This window comes from Candidatus Krumholzibacteriota bacterium, assembly GCA_016931295.1.
In the GTDB taxonomy this organism is placed as follows: Bacteria; Krumholzibacteriota; Krumholzibacteriia; order Krumholzibacteriales; family Krumholzibacteriaceae; genus JAFGEZ01.
The window spans coordinates 1-16,612 of the sequence record JAFGEZ010000001.1 but is presented as its reverse complement, the minus strand read 5'-3'; the positions used below and the strand labels follow the sequence as shown (position 1 = coordinate 16,612).

Here is a 16,612-nt window from a genome sequence, read left to right as displayed (position 1 = left end):
AATCGATTCTATGGCTACAATCCCACCGCTGCAAGGGATTTCGGGGGGCGGCCCCCGCCGCGCCGTGCCGGAACGGGCTCGGGGCGCCCCCGCACCCGCTCCGCGGCGAAAGGAGCCCGATGAACCCGGTCCGCAGCTTCATGCAGACGAGGCTCCACACGAAGATCCTCGTCGGGCTCGTCCTCGGCGTGCCGGCGGGGCTCCTGCTCGGCCCCCGCGCCGAGCTCCTCCGCCCCGTCGGCGACATCTTCATCCGCCTCATCCGGATGATCGTCGTGCCCCTCGTCTTCTCGTCGCTCTTCGTGGGGACGGCGAGCCTCGGGGACATCCGCAAGCTCGGGCGGATCGGCGTGAAGACGATCGGCTACTACCTCTGCACGACGGCGATCGCCATCACGATCGGCCTCGCGCTCGGCTCGATCTTTACGCCCGGCTCGGGGCTCGGGTCGGAGACGCGCGACTCCCTCATCTCCTCATACGGCACCGAGGCGGCGGCGAAGATAGAGATCGCCCGCGAGAAACCCTCGATCACCGAGACCCTCGTGGGGATCGTCCCCGGCAACCCCGTCGAGAGCCTCGCCGAGGCGAACATGCTCCAGATCATCTTCTTCGCGCTCCTGCTCGGCGTGGCCGTCACGCTCGTGCCGGACAGGCGCGGGCAGCCGCTCGTGGGCTTCTTCGACGCGCTGAGCGAGGCGATGATCCAGATGGTCCACCTCGTGATGAAGCTCGCTCCCCTCGGCGTCTTCGCCCTCATCGCGGTGGTCGTCGGGCAGTTCGGCTCGGCCGTGCTCGTCTCGCTCCTCAAGTACTCGCTCGTCGTCGTCGCGGGGCTCTTCCTGCACGTCGTTTTCGTCTACTCGACGGCGGTGCGCGTTTTCGGACGCATCTCGCCCGCCGTCTTTTTCCGGTCGATCCGCCCGGCGCAGCTCATCGCCTTCTCCACCTCCTCGAGCAACGCCACGCTCCCCGTCTCGATGGAGTGCGCCGAGGAGAACCTCGGCGTCTCCGAGGAGGTCGCAAGCTTCGTCCTGCCCCTCGGCGCGACGATCAACATGGACGGCACCGCCCTCTACCAGGGGGTGGCGGCGGTCTTCATCGCCCAGGTCTACGGCCTCTCCCTCGGGATCGGCGACCTCCTGACGATCGTTCTCATGGCCACCCTCGCCTCGATCGGGGCCGCCGGCGTGCCGGGGATCGGGATCATCACCCTCACGATGGTCCTCCAGACGATCGGGGTGCCCCTCGAGGGGATCGCCCTCATCCTCGGCGTGGACCGCATACTGGACATGTGCCGCACCGTCGTGAATATTACCGGTGACATCTCCGCCTCGGTCGTCGTCGCGGCCACCGAGGGGGAGCTGGCGGTTCCCGCCGCCGACCGCTGAGCCGGCCGCCGCGCGCTCCGCGCCGCCGGCCTCGACCGACAGGTTCCTCGCAGGGAGACGACATGACCTTGATCGTTCTGTTCACGGCCGCATGGCTCGCCCTCTCGCTCGCCGCCTCCGTTTTCTGGACCGGCTCCCTCTGGGGACTGGCCGGCTGGGGCACGGTCTCGTTCACCTGGGGGACGATCCTCGCCATCGTCGTCTTCGTCTACGCGCTCGTCCGGCGCCGCGCGGCCGGTGGAACCGACGTGCCGGAGGCGCCCTCGCGCCTCGAGCGGGCCGTGCCGTGGCTCGCGCCCGCGGCATTCCTTCTCATCGCCTGGCTCCTGCATGCGCGGCACGACCTCGTCGGCGAATCCGGGGCCGTCTCCCGCGCGATCGCGGGCGGCGCGCTCTTCACGAAGGCGGCGCCCCTCGCCACGCTCGTCTACGCGGCCGTCTACCGGTTCATGAACGAGGTCTTCCTCCGCACCGCCGCCGGAACGGGGACGGTGCTCTCGATCGCGGCCGGGCTCCTCTACACGGTCCTCGCGTTCAGGGCGGCGGCCTTCGCACGGCGCGATCTCGCGGGAAAGGCCGTTTTCTTCGCGAGCGGCTGGGTCGCGTTCTTCTTCGGCGTCCCCGGCTCGGGCGCCCTCGCGATGACGGCCGCGCTCCTCTTCCTCGTCGCCGCGCTCGCCGCCTTCCGGGGACGGCACCCCGTGTGGGCGGGCCTCGCGCTCGTCATTGCGATCGGCGTGCACACCTCCCTCGCCTGCCTCGTCCCGGCCTACCTCTGGCTCCTCGCCCGCGCGACGCGCGAGGGCAGGCGCGAGGAGGCGAACGTGGCCGGGGCGGCCGCGACCGTGTTCCTCGCCGTCCTGCTCGTCTCCCTCGTCCTCGCAACGGGGAGCACGGGACCGGTCGGCGCCCTCGTCTCGACGGTCGGCTCCCTCTCCCGCGCCTCGGCCGGCGAGATCCTCCGCGACGGGGCGAACGCGCTCCTCGCCGGCGGGCCCGTGACGGCGCTCGCCCTCCTCCTGCTCGTCGCGGGCGGGCGGAGACGCGACTCGGGTCTCGGCGCCTTCGCATTCTGGCTCGTCGTGCCGGCGACGGCCGCCGTCCTGCTCGCCGGATCGCGCGTCCAGGCGGGTTTGCGGTGGGAGATCGCCGCGGCCACGGCCCCCGTCTTCGCCGTCGCCGCGCTCGTTCTCCTCGGCGAGCGGCTCCCCGGCCGGCGCGCCATGCGCGCCGCCTGCCTCGTCGTCGGGGCGCTCGGCCTCTTCCACCTCGTGCCGATCCTCGCCGCGGGGGTCTCCGAGCCGGTCGCCACCGCCCGGCTCCGCTCGCTTCCCCTCGAGGCGGGCCGCGCCGAGACGATCCTCGGCTACCGCTCGCTCGAGCGGCACCGCTGGAAGGAGGCCTCCGAACGCTTCGCCGTCGCCGTCGAGGCGGACAGCCTCAACGTCATCGCGCGCTGGGGCTACGCCGACGCGGCGATCGCGAACGAGGACTTCGTCGAGGCGATCGGCCAACTCGACCGGGCCCTCCGGATCGTGCCGGACAATTTCGAGGTGCGGCGGCGCCTCGCCGAGGCCTACGTATCGCAGCGCTGGTACGAGGAGGCGGTGCGCGAGTTCGAGCGGCTCGTCGCCGAGCGCCCCCTCGACGCCGGGCTCTGGCTCCGGCTCGGCTACGCGCGCAACCGCGCGGGCGAGTACGAGGCGGCGGCGATCGCCTACGAACGGGCGATGCAGATCGATCCCGCCGACGAGGCGGGCAGGGACGGCGTCGTGTCGGCCTGGGTCAACGAGGGGACGCGGCGGCAGCAGGAGGGCGATGTCAAGACGGCGCGGATGTACTACGAGCGGGCGATCGACATGAACCCCCGCGTCTGGCAGGCCTACAACAACCTCGCCGTCCTCGAGGCCGAGTCCGGCGACCGCGAGGGGGCCCTCGCCACCCTCCGGCGGGGCGCCGGGATGAGCCCGCACTCGCCCGACATCCACCTCAACCTCGGCCTCGCCCTCGAGGAGGCGGGCCTGCTCGAGGAGGCCCTCGAGCACGTCTACCGCGCGCGCCAGCTCTCCCCGATGACGCCGGGGTACGACGAGGTCATCGCCCGGATCGAGAAGCGACTGGAAAAGGAACGACGATAGCGGGGATCATTCCGCCTCGAGGATCGACTCGACGTCGGGCTCCTCGTGCTCCGGCGCTTCCCACCGGAGACCGCTGATGAGGCTCTGCGCGACGTTGGCCAGGTGATCGCCGATCTTCTCGACACAATCCACGAAATCGAGGAAGACGAGGCCCGAGAGCATGTTGCACGTGCCGTCGCCCAGCCGGTCGACGTGGTTCTGGCGGAGGGTGATCTGCATGCGGTTGAGCCGGTCCTCGTGTTCGAGGGCGTGGGAGGCGAGGTCGGCGTCGTTCCGCTGGAGGCCGAGGGCGACGTCGTTGAGCATGTCGTGGGCCACGTCGGCCATCCGCTTCATCTCGGCGACGGCGCTCGCGGTGAGCGGCAGCTTCTGGCCGTGGAGGCGCAAACCGAGCTCGACGATGTTCTCCGACTGGTCGCTGATCCGCTCGATGTCGTTGACCGTGTGGATGAAGACGGGGATCATCTCGGCCTCTTCGCGCTCGAGCCCCTCCATCGAGATGTTGATCAGGTAGCGCGTGATCTCTGCCTGGAGGTTGTCGACGGCGTCCTCCTTGCGGTGGACCTTGCGCTCGAGCTCGATCGCGCCGTCGAAGAAGAGCTTCATCGCGTCGCCGAGCGCGGAGTCGGCGATGTGGAGCATGCGGAGGATCTCCTTCTTGCTCTGCTCGAGGGCCAGCGGGGGCGTCTCGAGGAGCCGCGGCTCGAGGTAGCGCGGCTCTGCGGAGAGGAGCTCGTCCCCCTTCCGCTTCACGACCCGCTCGACGAGGCGCTGGAGCCATCCGCTGAGCGGCAGGAAGAGGGCTGCGTTGAAGCAGTTGAAGATCGAGTGCGAGAGGGCGATGTGCAGCATGATGTTGTTGCTGGTCACCAGGCCGGGGACGATCGCCTCGATCGCCCGGTGATAGAGTCCGAGCTGGACGAAGACGAGCATGTACGCCACGCCGATCACGTTGAAGAGCGTGTGCGCCCAGGCCACGCGCTTGGCCCCGGTGGTGCCGCCGATCCGGGCGATCTGGGCGGTGATCGTCGTGCCGATGTTGTCGCCGAGGATCAGGGGGATCGCCGAGGGGAAGTCGATCAGGCCGCGGAACGCGAGGAGCTGGACGAGGGCGATCGTTGCCGAGCTGCTCTGCAGGACCATCGTGATGATCGTGCCGACGAGCACGCCGAGGATCGGGTAGCGGCTGAAGGTCACCATGACCTTGAGGATCTTCTCGCTGCTCTCGAGGGGCATGAAGGCGTCCTTCATGAACCCGATCCCGACGAAGAGGACCCCGAAGCCGAAGAGGACCTCGCCCCACTGGCGCGACCGCGTGTTCTTCGAGACGGTCATCAGGATGAAGCCGATGCCGACGGCGGGGAGGGCGTAGGTGGTGATCTTGAAGATCGCGAAGAAGGAGACGATCCAGGCGGTGAAGGTGGTGCCGATGTTGGCGCCGAGGATGACGGGGATCGCCTGGCGAAGGGTGAGGAGCGAGGCATTGACGAATCCGACGACCATGACGGTCATCGCGCTCGAGCTCTGGATCAGTGCGGTGAGCCCCGCGCCCACGAGGAGGGCGACGACCCGGCGTTTGGTGAGATGCGCGAGGATGTTCTTGAGCCGCTCGCTCGAGACCTTCCGCAGGGCCTCGGACATGAACTTGATGCCGAAGAGGAAAAAGCCCAGCCCACCGAGGAGCTGGAAGTAGATATCGTAATGCATCGGCGATCCCTCTCGAGCATCCGGGGACGGTGGTCGTGCAAGGGACGTTCACTATACGCAATCGATCCGGGGGTCGCAAGCAAAAGAAACGGGGGAGCCGGGACCTGCCGGGCGGCGACGGCGTCGACCGGCGCGGAACGCGCCGCGCGGCCCGTTCGCCCGGCGAAAACGGTTGACTGGCGGGGCGCCTCTCCCTATCATGTCCCGGTATCCCCGAGACCGGAGACGCGCATGAAGACGCATCGGATCGCCATCATCGCCCTGCTTCTCGCCTCGGTCGCGGCGTTCGCGGCCCCGGGGGGAACGCTTGTCGACGTCATCGTCGACCGGCCGTCGATCTCGCCGAACGGCGACGGGATCGCCGACTCGACCGGCGTGCGCCTCCTCCTCGATGCGGATCTCGATTCCCTGCGCGCCGTCGTCCGCGACCCGTCCTCCTCGGTGCCGGTGGCCCTCCTCCTCGAGGCGGCCCCCGCGCCGGCCGGCGAGCACGCGGCCTCCTGGTCGGGCCTCGACGACTTCGGCTCGCCGGTGCCCGACGGCGTCTGGGAGCTGGCTGTGTTCGCGCGCAGCGGAACAGAGACCGAGACGATCGTCCGGGAGCTCGTCGTCGACCGCGTGGCCCCGATCGTCCGGATCGACCGGCTCGAGCCCGGCCTGCTCGCACCCGGCGCGCCAGGCGCCCCCGAATCGATCGCCGTCTACCTCACGCTCGGCGAGTGGAGCGAGGCGACGACGCTCGCCGCGACGGCGACGCCCCCCGGCGGCGAGGCCGCCCCGATCGCCGTCCCCGCGCGCGTCGCCGGCGACGGCCAGCACCGCTTCGCCTGGTATCCCGGCGCCGCTCCGGCCGACGGCGTGTGGACGCTCGCCTTCGCGGCCACCGACGAGGCGGGGAACACCGGCCGGGACGAGGGGCACGTCGACATCGACGCCTCGGGCCCGTCGATCGCCTTCGTCGACTCGATCCCGCCCTCATCGCGCGAGCCCTCGACCGTCGTCACGGGTTGCTGCCACGACGGCCGCGGCGTCGCCGCGCCGGTTTTCACCGTCACGACGAGCGGCAACGTCTCCCCCGGCCAGTCGGCCGACAGCACGTGGACGGCGGGCGATACCCTCTGCTGGCGGATCGACGTTTTCGATCTCGTCGCCGTCGGGGGCCAGTTCATCGACGGCACATACGTGTTCAAGGCCCGCTGCGCCGATCGTCTCGGCAACGAGTCCGAGGCCTCCTTCACGTTCAGGATCGACCGAACGAGCCCGGCGGCTCCCGTCCTCGTCGAGCCCCTCTCCCCGGTGCGCGACCCCGGCCTCGCCCTCGGGGTCGAGCTGAACGCGAACGAGACGGACAGCCTCTTCGTCTACCGCACGGCCGGATCGTCGACCGACGTCTTCGCGAAACGGGTGGCCTTGTCGAGCTTCACGATCGACGTCACGCTCCTCGAGGGGACGAACACGCTCCGCGCCTACGCGCAGGACGAGGCGGGGAACGTGAGCGGCCCGTCGAACGCCGTCGAGGTCGTCCTCGACACCTCCCTCGGCGTCTCCTTCCCCGAGGCCTTCCGCGGACCGGACGTCTTCTCCGTGCGAACGCCCGACCCGGCGCGCCTCGTCGAGATCGACATCTTCGATCTCGCCGGCGGCGCCGTGCGTTCGCTGCGGGCCTTCGGCCCCTCGACCGCGTTCTCGATCGAGTGGGATCTTCTCAACGACGACGGCGAGGAGGTCAACAACGGCCCCTTCCTCCTCGTTGTCACGGTGGACGGACGGAGCGAGAAGCACTTCATCGCGGTGGTGAGAGGCGAATGACGCGCGGGAACGGCAGATGGATTATCCCCGGAACGCCCCGGACGGGCGCCGGCCGCGGCCTCGTCGCCTGCCCGCGCGCGGCCGCCTGCCTGTTCTTCTGCCTGCTTCTCTGTTTCGGCCACGCCGCGCCGGCGACGGCCGGCGAGGCGTCGCAGGGCGGCTCCTTCGTGCCGATGGGCTGGGACGCCTTCGGCGAGGGGCTCGGCGGCGCCGCATCGATCCTCGTCCGCGACGACCGCGCCGCCCACTGGAACCCCGCCAACCTCGTCTTCCTCGAGGGCGCCCGCGCCACCTTCGGCTCGACGAAGCCCGTGCCGGGCATGAACGCCTGGTACAGCATCCTCTCCGTCGGCACGGGGCTCCTCGACACGCGCGAGGCCCCCGACTCGACCGGCCCCTCGATGCGGCGGCTCGCCGTCGCCCTCTCCGTCTCGCACCTCGGCCTCGAGCTGGCCGGCGGCTCGGGCTGGAACGAGGGTTCGATCGGTTTCTCGGCGGCCTACAGCACGGGAACGAACACGGCGCTCGGCCTCACCCTCCGCGGCCTCGGCGCGTGGAGCGATCTCGACGACGCCGACGCCTCGGGGATCGCCGTGGACGCGGGATTCACGATGCGGCTCACCGGGCAGGTCTTCCTCGCCGTCGTCGGACGGAACCTCGCCTCGAGCGTCTCCTGGTCGGACCGCACCGACGAGATCGAGCCCGACATCGTTTTCGCCGGCTCGTACGAGCGGATCGCCGGCCTCGTCTCGGCCGGCTGCGACCTCGTCCTCCGCGACGGGGAGATGCACCGCGTCCTCTTCGGGGCGACGGCCGAGATCGCCGGCGGCCTCCTCTTCGTCTCCGGCGGCGCAGACGTCCGCCTGACCGACGGGGAGCGCACGATCCCCACGCTCGGCGCCGGCTCCCGCTGGATGGGGGCCGAGGTGGCACTCGCGTTCAGCTTCGACCCCGAGGATGCATTCGGCCGCCGCACGCGCGTCTCGGCCGGGTTCGCGTTCTAGCCTCGCCGGCCCAGGATTCCCCGCTCCATCCCCGGACGCCCGCCTTCCCTGGCTGCCCGTGCAGTCCGCGCCGATTCGTGCTATATTACAGGTACCCACCGGACACGTTTGACATGGAGGGATGACGATGACCCGTCGCGTGCTCGTCCTCGCGCTCGCTCTCGCGTTCGCGCTGCCGGCTGCCGGCGGCGCCGCCTCCTACGTCGGCTTCTACGTCGACGACACGCACCAGCACTGGTGCACGGAGGGCTCTCCCCCGTACACGGTCACGTTGTGGGCGTGTGCCTTCGGCGGCCCCGAGGGCATGATCGCCGCCTCCTTCAACTTCGGCATCCCCGGCAACGCCGCGCTCACCGACCTCCAGCGCAACGACCCGATCCTCGTGTGGACGATAGGCGGCCCCGACTACGCCCTGCAGCTCGCCGAGTGCCTCTACGGCTGGGCGTGGCTCTTGCGGGGAACGCTCATCGTGCTGGACGGCGATCCGACCGAGGTGACCATGACCGGCCCGATCTTCTGGCTCTACCCCGGCCCCCCGGTCGAGTGGGAGCGCGAGTACGTCTCCTGCGAGGAGGGGTACCCGCGCCATGGTCTCGACCCGGTCACCATCCTCTTCCTCAACCGCTCGCCACACGACCCGGTCTGCGGAACGACGGGAGCGGAAGCGGCGTCGTGGGGCGCGATCAAGGGGTGCCTCAGGTAGGACGGCGCCGGCCGGGCGGCGGCGACCGGCACCGCGGCGGCGCCCCCCCGGCGAGCGCGCGGCGGCGGGGGCTATTCCTCTTCCCCGAGACGCATGAGGAGTTCGGCGATCCGCTGCCGCTCGACGACCGTCGGGTAGAGCGTGCGGCAGCGCTTGATCTCGTCGCGAAGCCCCTCCTCGTCACCCGTCTCCAGGCGGCTGCGGGCCAGCTCGATGCAGACCGCGCAGCGGTCGCGGTCGAAGTTGTCGGCGAAACGGGCGAGGCGCAGGCGCTCGTCGAAACGCCCCTGCCGGGTGTAGAGCTCGACGAGATTCCGCCAGGCCGGATAGAAGTAGAAGACGCGCAGGGCGCGCGTGAGGCGCTCCTCCGCCTCGCGGACGCGTCCGAGGCGGATCAGCGACGATCCCCTCGCGGTGAGCGCGTAGACGTGCATCGCCGAGTCGTAGAACGCCTCGATGTCGCCGTCGGACCCCCAGAGCAGATCCTTCTCGTAGAAGAGCGGCGAGCGCGGCCAGCGCCGTTTCGACCAGGGCCGTCCCGCGAGGAAGAGCCGGTAGCGCTCGTTCTCGTAGACGAGGTCGAAATGCTTCAGCCGCTCGGGCTCGAACATCAGGAGATAGCTTGCGCAGCCAGGCGGCATGTCGATGAATCCCGCCTGGTAGAGGGGCGAGTCGCGCGTCGGATCGCAGCCGAGCGCCGCGGAGACGAGCAGGTAGTCGCTCTCCTCGCGCCGGCAGAGCTCCCACAATCCCTCCTCGCCGCCGTAGAGCGCCGAAAGGAGCGCCTCGGCCTTGCGGCGGAGCCGCGGCGATTCGAAGAAGTCGTTGAGGTTCGTCCGCCGCCCCGCGTAGGCGAGCACCTGCGGGGCGTGGTAGTGGAGGCTCATCACGACGGCGTCGGTTGGCGTGTTCGCCCTGATCCACGAGACGAGCCCCTCCTCGGGATCGCCCCCCGACGGGAAGATGACGAAGGAGCGCCTCGACGGCACCCGGATGGCGTCGGCGAAGCTGCGCCAGAGATCGGCCGGCGTCTCCCACGCGACCGCCTGGAGACACATCACGCCGACGAGCAGGAGGGCCGTAACGCCGGGGATGACGGCGACGGTGCGCGGGCGCGGGCGGACATCGTAGACGATCCCCCCCGCCGCGACCGCGGCGAAGAGCCCCCAGAGCGGTAACAGCCGCATCATCAGGAGGAAGAGGGCGAAGGAGACGGCAACGAGGAAGAGGACCGTGCCGGCCGCGGGCTCGCCCGTCCTCGCCCGGCGCCAGAGGCGCGAGAGGGGCCCCGGCAGCAGGAAGGCGAGGGGCAAGACGAAGACGAAGAGGTGGCGCGGATCGGGCGAGTTGAAAGGCCCCGTCCAGAAGGCGCGCGCGTCGAAGGGCAAAAGCCGCGGGTCGACCGGCTTGCGCAGGTAGCGCAGCTTGTAGAGGACGAGATGGAAGAAATGAGCGTAGGCGGTGAAGTGCCCCGCGGCGAAGGCGGCCGGCACGAGGACGGCCGCCGCGCCGATCGCCCCGCCGGCGGCGCACGACGCGATCCGCCGCCCGCGCCCGCCGCGACCGGAGAGCCGCACGGCGGCGTCGGCGGCGAGCCACGCGGCGCCGAGGGCGGCGCCCGGCGAGAGAAGGAACCGCCCCGCGCGGAGGAAGGGCACGAGGAGGCCGGCGAGGAAGATGGCGCCGAGCGCCCACCGGACGGCGCGGCGCTCCGCCGGACCGACGTCGAAGACGACCCGCCGGAACAGCAGCCAGGCGAGGAGCGGGAGCAGGAAGAACTGCGTGCCCTGCCACGAGGCGAGTGCCAGCGCGAGGGCGAGCGCGCCGAGAACCGCGGCGATCGTTCCCGCGCCCGCCGAGGCGAGGAGGAAGAGCCACGTGTGGAGGGCGAGGAGCGGGAAGGCGACGTTCTCGCGGATCAGCTCGAAGCCGCTCGACCGGCCCACGAGGGCCGGCGAGACGACGAAAATCAGCCCCGCGACGACTCCCGCCCACCGGCTCCCCCAGAGAACGCCGGCGAGCAGCGCCACGGGAAAGACGGCCAGCGAGAAGAGGAAGGCCGTGAAGAAGGCCGTGAAGGCGTGGAGATCGACCTTGTCGCCGGGCAGGAACCGGTAGGCGAGGCCGTAGAGGTACTCCATCCCCACCGCCGTCTCCTCGTAGGGGCGCAGCCCCTCGGGCCACTGGGCGTCGCGATCGAGGGAGGGGATCCGCTCGCCCGCCGCCACCATCCCGGTGTAGCGGAAGTGCGAGGCGCCCTCGGCGACGTAGCGCGGCGCGGCGATGTGCCCGCGGAAGATCCCCCGCGAAACGTTGGCGAGAAGGAACAGGGCGACGAGGACGAGGATGTATGTTCTCCGGTTCACCGATCGCTCCCCTGGTACGGGCCGGCGCGGGGCGGGGCGGCGACGCGACGGGCAACCCGTCCCGGGCCGGCGCCGCGGGGCCGGCCGCTCCCCGAATCGTATTGCCGCGGTCGCCCCATTCTGCCATACTCGCGCCATCGGGCTCAAGACAGTTGCCGTCTCGACGGCGATCCGCAAGCAGGGGAGGTCTCCATGCGCGCCACGGCATACGTCCTGATCAGCATCGCGGCCGGCGCGGCACGCGCCGTCTACGGCACCCTGACGAAGATGGACCCCGTCCAGAAGGTCGATGCCGTCTCCGGTCCCTACGACATGATCGCGATCGTCGACGGCCCCACCTTCAACGACATCGGCCGGTTCGTCCTGGAGGAGATCCAGGCGATCCCCGGCATCATCGACACGATCACCTGCAACGTGATCTTCCTCGAGAACTAGCGGACGGAGCGGCGACGGTGTCCCGGCGAAGCGGCGTCATCCTCCTCGTCTCGGCGGCCGTCCTGCTCGTCGCGGGACTGCTCCTCTACCGGTACATCCCCGACGACGCCTTCATCACCCTGCGCTACGCGCGCAACGTGGCGAGCGGCGCGGGGTTCGTCTTCAACGAGGGCGAGCGCGTCGAGGGCTACACCAATTTCCTCTGGCTCCTCCTGCTCGCCGCGGCCGGCCGTCTCGGCCTGCCGCTCGTGGGCGCGGCCCGCGCCCTCTCGCTCCTCTGCGCCGTCGGCACGCTCGCCCTGACCGCGAAAATCGCCGCGGCGCGCGCGGTGCGGCGGGCGGCCGGGGCGGGCGGCGGCCCCGCAGGGAACGGCGCGTGGCCGGCCGCCGCCGCGCCGGTCCTCCTCCTCGCCGCCGCGCCGACGACGGCCGTCTGGGCCCTCTCGGGAACGGAGATCCCCCTCTTCACGCTCCTCCTGATGGCCGGCGTCCTCCAGATCGAACGCGGGGCGCAGGCCTGGCGCGTCATGCTCCCCCTCGGCGTCCTCGGTCTCGTTCGCCCCGACGGCCTCCTCTTCTTCGCCGCGGCCGGGCTGCTCCTCCTCGTCCGGGGCAACGGCCGGCCGGACGAGCGGGCCTGCGCCGGGCCGGTCGCCCGGGGCGAGGTCGTTCTCGCCGGGCTCGTCGTTCTGCTCGTTGTCTTCGCGCCCTATCTTCTCTGGAAACAACGCTACTTCGGCGAGCTCCTCCCCAACACCTGGTACGCCAAGACGGGGCCGCCCGGCCTGCTGCTCGCCAACGGCGCGCGCTACCTCCGCGGCTTCCTCTTCGCGTACGGCTGGCTTCTCCCCGCCGGCCTCCTTCTCGGCGGCGAGCGACTGGTCCGCGAGTCGCGGGGCCTTCTCCTTCTCGTCTTCGCGCACTGGGGAGCGGTGGCCGCGCTCGGCGGCGACTGGATGCCCCACTTCCGCCTCCTCTACGCCACCGTGCCCCTCGCGGCGATCCTCTTCGCCGAGGGGCTCTTCCTGCGGACGGCCCCCTGGCGGAGCGCCGCGGCTGCCCCGCGGAACGGCGAGGCGCCGCCGGTCGTCGGCGAGCGCCGGCGCGCCCCCGACCCCGCGCCGATCCTCCTCGCCCTCGCCGCCTCGCTCCTCATGGTTTACGCCGGGGCCACCTGGGAGCGGTTCCGGACCGAGCGGCTCGTCGTGACGAACTTCGGCCACGTCGGCGTCCGCCTCGCCGAGGCCCTCCCCCCGACCGCCCGGATCGCCTGCGGCTCGACCGGGGCGATCGGCTGGTTTAGCCGCCTGCCGATCGTCGACCTCCTCGGCCTCACCGAGCCGGCGATCGCCCGCGAGGGACGCATCGTGTCGACGCAGCCGGGGCACATGAAGGCGAACGGCCGTTACGTGATCGGCCGCCGCCCCGACCTGCTCCTCCTCGGCAACGTCTGGATCCACAGGGGACACCGGCCGGAACGCGATCTCCCCCTGAAAATCCAGGAGCGTGACATCGCCGAACAGCCGGACTTCGCCCGTCTCTACGTCTACGACGAGATGCCGGTCGGCGGCGGCTTCTTCCTCTCCTTCTATCGTCTGCGGGAAGACGCCCGCTGATCAGGCGCCGGCCGGGTCCGGGGCAGCGGACGCGGGTCGCCGCCACGCGGCGAGCGCGATCGTTGGCAGGGCGAGGGCGATCCAAAAGGTGATCTCGAAGGCCACCGGCAAAAACATCGCGTTGAAGAGGACGGCAAGCTGCTGCACGAGGAGCATCCGCCCGAGGAGCCTGCCGTCGGCGTCGGCCTCGCGCGCGAGGCGCCGCGCGGCGCGCAGGTTGCAGACGACGATGGCGACGAGCAGCCCGAGGGCGGGGAGGCCGCACTCGGCGAAGACCTGGAGGGGCGCGTTGTGCACGACGAGCCCGAAGGGGACGTAGCGGGAGGCGTGGAGGATGAAGTTGTCGATCCCCACGCCGAAGAGGGGATTCCGCAGGCCGAGGGCGATCGCCGTCTTCATCGTCATGATCCGGCTCGCCACGGCGAAATCCTCGTCGAGATGCGTGAAGGCCTCGACGAGTGACGTGATCCGGCTCCAGTAGACGGCCGGGGCGAGGATCGCCGCCGCGGCGACGAGCGTCACGCCGGCCGCGGCGACCCACCGGTTGCGCCGCTCGACGACGACCAGGCAGAACGCGAGGAAGACGAGCGAGACGAAGCCGCCGCGCGAGAAGGACAGGGCGATCGCCAGGACGCTTCCCGCGACGAGCAGGACGAAGAGGGGCCGCGCGAACCACGGCCGCCGGTACCGCACCGCGAGGAAGATCAGGAGCGGGATCGTGAAGATCTGCAGCATGGCGAACTCGTTCGGCTCGAGCGCGAAGCCCTCGTACCGGAAGACCCCCTCGGTCCAGAGGAGCGACGTGGTCTGGTACTCGGTGGGCGGTGCGACGACCAGGGGCAGGAAATTGTTGATCGCGACCCCCGCGACGAGGACGAGCAGGAAGTCGAGAAACTCCTCTCGCGTCCTGGTGAACTGGGCGACGATGGCGACGTTGAGGAGGACCTTGGCGAACCGCCCGAAGCGGTCGAGCGCCGGTGCGATCTCGCGCGCGACGGCGAGCGACTGGAAGACGGTGACGAGAAAGGCCGCGGCGAGGGCCGTGAAAAGCGCGTCGTGCACGACGATCCTGCGGCCGCGAACCATCGAGAGGACGAAGGCGGCGAGCAGGAAGGCCAGGACGAGACGGAAGACGCGGATCGAGAAGAAGATGTCGATGTTGGAAAAGAGGATGACGACGAGGATCGCGAAGATCCACCGCGGGCGGTCGACGAGGGCGGCCGCCGCGGGAAAGGCGAGCGCGGCGAGCACGGCGAGCCGGACGAGCCCGGCGGGGAGGAGGAGCCACGCGGCGACGGCCACGGCGAGGGCCGCCGCCGCCCACAGGAGGAGGCGCCCCCTGCGCACCGGGCCGTCAGGTGCCGGCGCGTTCACGACGCCGCCCCCGCGCGTCGCCGCTCGGCCGCGAGGAGGAAGAAACACGCCCAGAAGAGCGCGGCGGCGGTGGAGACGAGAACGATCTGCTTGCGCCGCGGCCAGACGCGCTTCTCGGGAACCATCGGCGGATCGATCATCCGCAATACGCTCCCGCGGTTGTGCTCGTTGTATCGCGTCTCGGCGAGCCGGAGCTGCAGGTAGGCCATGGCGAACTCCTCGACGCGCCGCCCGGCGATCATGTGCAGGTAGCGGGCCCCGAGCGCCGGCATCTCGGCGAGCGGCGGGAAGAGCGCGTCCTCCCTCCCCCCCCGCTTCATCGCGTCGATCTCCCCGCGGAGGGCGTCGATCTGCATCCCGATGCGGGACAACTGCGGGTTGTCGCCGCGCAGCGTCGTCTCGAGGAAACGTCTCTCCACCTCGAGGGCGTCGAGCCGCGCGGTGAGAAGCGCCCCCGCCTCGACCATCGCCCGCGCCTGCGCCTCGAGACCCCAGATGCGGTTCTCCGCCATGAAACTGCCGATCGCCGAGTCTGCCCGGGCGATCCGCCGCTCGCGCCGCGCGATCTCCTCCTCGAGAAACCGCCGCTCGCCCGCCGCGCCGCCGACGGCCATCTCGACGAGGAAGGAATCGACCAGTTCCACGTAGGCGCCGGCCATCGAGGCCGCGACGGCCGCCTCGCGGTCCTCCACGCCGACGACGATGACCCCCTCGTCGGTCACCGTCACCGAGGTGCGCTCGCGGAGACCGCGCCGCACCTCCTCGACGCCGTCGGCGCGGTACCGCCCGGCGAGGCCGAAGCGCGCGTCCATGAGGGCCGCGACCGGACGGCTCCGCATGACGACGTCGACGACCGAGTTGCGCCGCACGCGCACGATCGAGCGGTAGGCGTCGCCGAAGGAGCCGAACTTCGTGAAGAAATCCGCCGTGCCGGCGAGATCGCGCTCGACGCCGGCGGGCACGAAGGAGACGGTGGCCACGTAGCGCGACGGGATGACGAGCGAGACGGCCGCCGAGAGCACGAAGGCGCCGGCGGCGACGGCGATGAGCAGCCGCTTCCGGCCGAGGATGATCATGATCAGCGAGGGCATGTCCTTCTATCCCCTTGTCGTGGCTGTAATTCTCTCGCAAGCGGGACTGTAGCACCGCCGCGCGGCGCGGGCAAGGCCCTTTTGGGCGGCGCGGCCCGATCCCCTACCGCCGCTCGATCCGCTGGAGGGTCTCGGCGAGGCTCTCGTCGCCGGGCGCGATCTCGAGTCCGGCCTTGAGCCAGGCGATCGCCCCGTCGACGTCCCCCTCCGACCAGGCGAGCCGGGAGAGGAGCTTGCAGGCGACGACGCGCTCGCGCGTCCGCGGGCTCTCCCACGCGTGGAGATAGAGCGCCCGCGCGTCGGCGGCCCGCCCCGCCTCCTCGAGCAGGTTGCCGTACTCGAGGGCGAGGTTGGGGAAATCGGGGCGCTCGGCGAAGGCCGCCGCGTAGAGGAGCGCAGCTTCCTTCTTTTGCCCGGCGCGCGAGAGGACGCGCGCGTAGTTGATCCGCGTCATCACGCCGGGGTTCAGCTCGAAGGCCGTCCGGAAGGCCTCCTCCGCCTCGGCCGTCTCGCCCCGCTGCATGTGGTGATTGCCGAGGAAGGTGTACGAGGCGCTCGGATCGACGCGCACGTTGTCCCGCGTGGAGACGAGGAGGAAAAGGGCCGCCAGCGCCGCCGCACCAACCGCGAGGCGCCGCGGGTCGCGTGCGGCGATCTGTTTGGCGAACCACACGACGGCCGCCGCGGCGATCGCGATGAAGACCGGCACGGCGGGAAGGCGATAGCGCGTGTTGACGAAGAAGGGAAGGATCGAGCCGAGGGCCGCCACGGTGAAGAGCCACGCGATCCACCGCCCACGCCGCCGGCGCACCACCCAGAGCCCGAAAAGGCAGAAGGGGGAGATGACGGTGAAGGTGACGGCGGCCGCCCCGAGGACGGAACAGTGCCGCCGGTAGATGCGCACATCGAGGATGTCGGGGATCTCCTCGCCGGACCAGTAGACGAGCGCCTTGCGGCCGAGGAGGCGGAGCCAGCCGGCCG

General features: G+C 70.9%; 12 protein-coding genes. 7 read left to right on the top strand and 5 right to left on the bottom strand.

Annotation, left to right across the window (positions count from 1 at the left end):
- Nucleotides 1-140 precede the first annotated feature (140 nt).
- Nucleotides 141-1,388 carry a dicarboxylate/amino acid:cation symporter gene (locus JW876_00060; GenBank protein MBN1883896.1) on the top strand — a complete coding sequence of 416 codons (1,248 nt, stop codon included), beginning with the start codon at nucleotides 141-143 and terminating at the stop codon, nucleotides 1,386-1,388.
- Nucleotides 1,389-1,450: 62 nt separating this feature from the next.
- Nucleotides 1,451-3,526 (top strand): tetratricopeptide repeat protein, encoded by a 2,076-nt coding sequence (locus tag JW876_00055; GenBank protein ID MBN1883895.1) that lies wholly within the window; start codon nucleotides 1,451-1,453, stop codon nucleotides 3,524-3,526.
- 6 nt (nucleotides 3,527-3,532) lie between these two features.
- Here JW876_00055 and JW876_00050 read toward each other — a convergent pair whose 3' ends face one another.
- On the bottom strand, nucleotides 3,533-5,233 hold the full coding sequence (locus JW876_00050) for a Na/Pi cotransporter family protein (GenBank protein ID MBN1883894.1): 1,701 nt from the start codon (nucleotides 5,231-5,233) through the stop codon (nucleotides 3,533-3,535).
- Between the two features lie 231 nt (nucleotides 5,234-5,464).
- On the opposite strand from JW876_00050, the gene JW876_00045 reads away from it, so the two are divergent.
- From JW876_00045 to JW876_00035, 3 genes are all read left to right on the top strand, one after another.
- Nucleotides 5,465-7,042, top strand: a complete 1,578-nt coding sequence (locus tag JW876_00045) for a hypothetical protein (protein ID MBN1883893.1) — start codon at nucleotides 5,465-5,467, stop codon at nucleotides 7,040-7,042.
- Nucleotides 7,039-8,046 carry a hypothetical protein gene (locus JW876_00040; protein MBN1883892.1) on the top strand — a complete coding sequence of 336 codons (1,008 nt, stop codon included), beginning with the start codon at nucleotides 7,039-7,041 and terminating at the stop codon, nucleotides 8,044-8,046. The genes JW876_00045 and JW876_00040 overlap by 4 nt, the downstream gene beginning before the upstream one ends.
- Nucleotides 8,047-8,173: 127 nt before the next feature.
- Entirely contained in the window at nucleotides 8,174-8,749 is a 576-nt protein-coding gene (locus JW876_00035) for a hypothetical protein (protein ID MBN1883891.1), read from the top strand.
- 71 nt (nucleotides 8,750-8,820) lie between these two features.
- Here the strand turns inward: JW876_00035 and JW876_00030 are convergent, their stop codons facing one another.
- On the bottom strand, nucleotides 8,821-11,115 hold the full coding sequence (locus tag JW876_00030) for a hypothetical protein (protein ID MBN1883890.1): 2,295 nt from the start codon (nucleotides 11,113-11,115) through the stop codon (nucleotides 8,821-8,823).
- A gap of 192 nt (nucleotides 11,116-11,307) precedes the next feature.
- Between JW876_00030 and JW876_00025 the strand changes: the two genes are divergently transcribed.
- Both JW876_00025 and JW876_00020 read left to right on the top strand, forming a co-directional pair.
- On the top strand, nucleotides 11,308-11,550 hold the full coding sequence (locus JW876_00025; GenBank protein ID MBN1883889.1) for an Lrp/AsnC ligand binding domain-containing protein: 243 nt from the start codon (nucleotides 11,308-11,310) through the stop codon (nucleotides 11,548-11,550).
- Nucleotides 11,551-11,567: 17 nt separating this feature from the next.
- Nucleotides 11,568-13,166: a hypothetical protein gene (locus JW876_00020; protein ID MBN1883888.1), complete on the top strand. Its 1,599-nt coding sequence runs from the start codon at nucleotides 11,568-11,570 to the stop codon at nucleotides 13,164-13,166.
- Here JW876_00020 and JW876_00015 read toward each other — a convergent pair whose 3' ends face one another.
- From JW876_00015 to JW876_00005, 3 genes are all read right to left on the bottom strand, one after another.
- Nucleotides 13,167-14,540, bottom strand: a complete 1,374-nt coding sequence (locus JW876_00015; protein ID MBN1883887.1) for an O-antigen ligase family protein — start codon at nucleotides 14,538-14,540, stop codon at nucleotides 13,167-13,169.
- Entirely contained in the window at nucleotides 14,537-15,631 is a 1,095-nt protein-coding gene (locus JW876_00010) for a hypothetical protein (protein ID MBN1883886.1), read from the bottom strand. The genes JW876_00015 and JW876_00010 overlap by 4 nt, the downstream gene beginning before the upstream one ends.
- Nucleotides 15,632-15,734: 103 nt before the next feature.
- Nucleotides 15,735-16,612, bottom strand: an 878-nt coding sequence (locus JW876_00005) for a tetratricopeptide repeat protein (GenBank protein MBN1883885.1), incomplete at its 5' end; no start/stop codon positions are given.

What these genes read in the sequence shown, in the direction of transcription:
- JW876_00055 (MBN1883895.1), top strand. Translation starts at nt 1,451, where the DNA reads ATGACCTTGATCGTTCTGTTCACGGCCGCATGGCTCGCCCTCTCGCTC.
- JW876_00035 (MBN1883891.1), top strand. Translation starts at nt 8,174, where the DNA reads ATGACCCGTCGCGTGCTCGTCCTCGCGCTCGCTCTCGCGTTCGCGCTG.
- JW876_00040 (MBN1883892.1), top strand. Translation starts at nt 7,039, where the DNA reads ATGACGCGCGGGAACGGCAGATGGATTATCCCCGGAACGCCCCGGACG.
- JW876_00050 (MBN1883894.1), bottom strand. Translation starts at nt 5,233, where the DNA reads ATGCATTACGATATCTACTTCCAGCTCCTCGGTGGGCTGGGCTTTTTC.
- JW876_00060 (MBN1883896.1), top strand. Translation starts at nt 141, where the DNA reads ATGCAGACGAGGCTCCACACGAAGATCCTCGTCGGGCTCGTCCTCGGC.
- JW876_00045 (MBN1883893.1), top strand. Translation starts at nt 5,465, where the DNA reads ATGAAGACGCATCGGATCGCCATCATCGCCCTGCTTCTCGCCTCGGTC.
- JW876_00025 (MBN1883889.1), top strand. Translation starts at nt 11,308, where the DNA reads ATGCGCGCCACGGCATACGTCCTGATCAGCATCGCGGCCGGCGCGGCA.
- JW876_00010 (MBN1883886.1), bottom strand. Translation starts at nt 15,631, where the DNA reads ATGCCCTCGCTGATCATGATCATCCTCGGCCGGAAGCGGCTGCTCATC.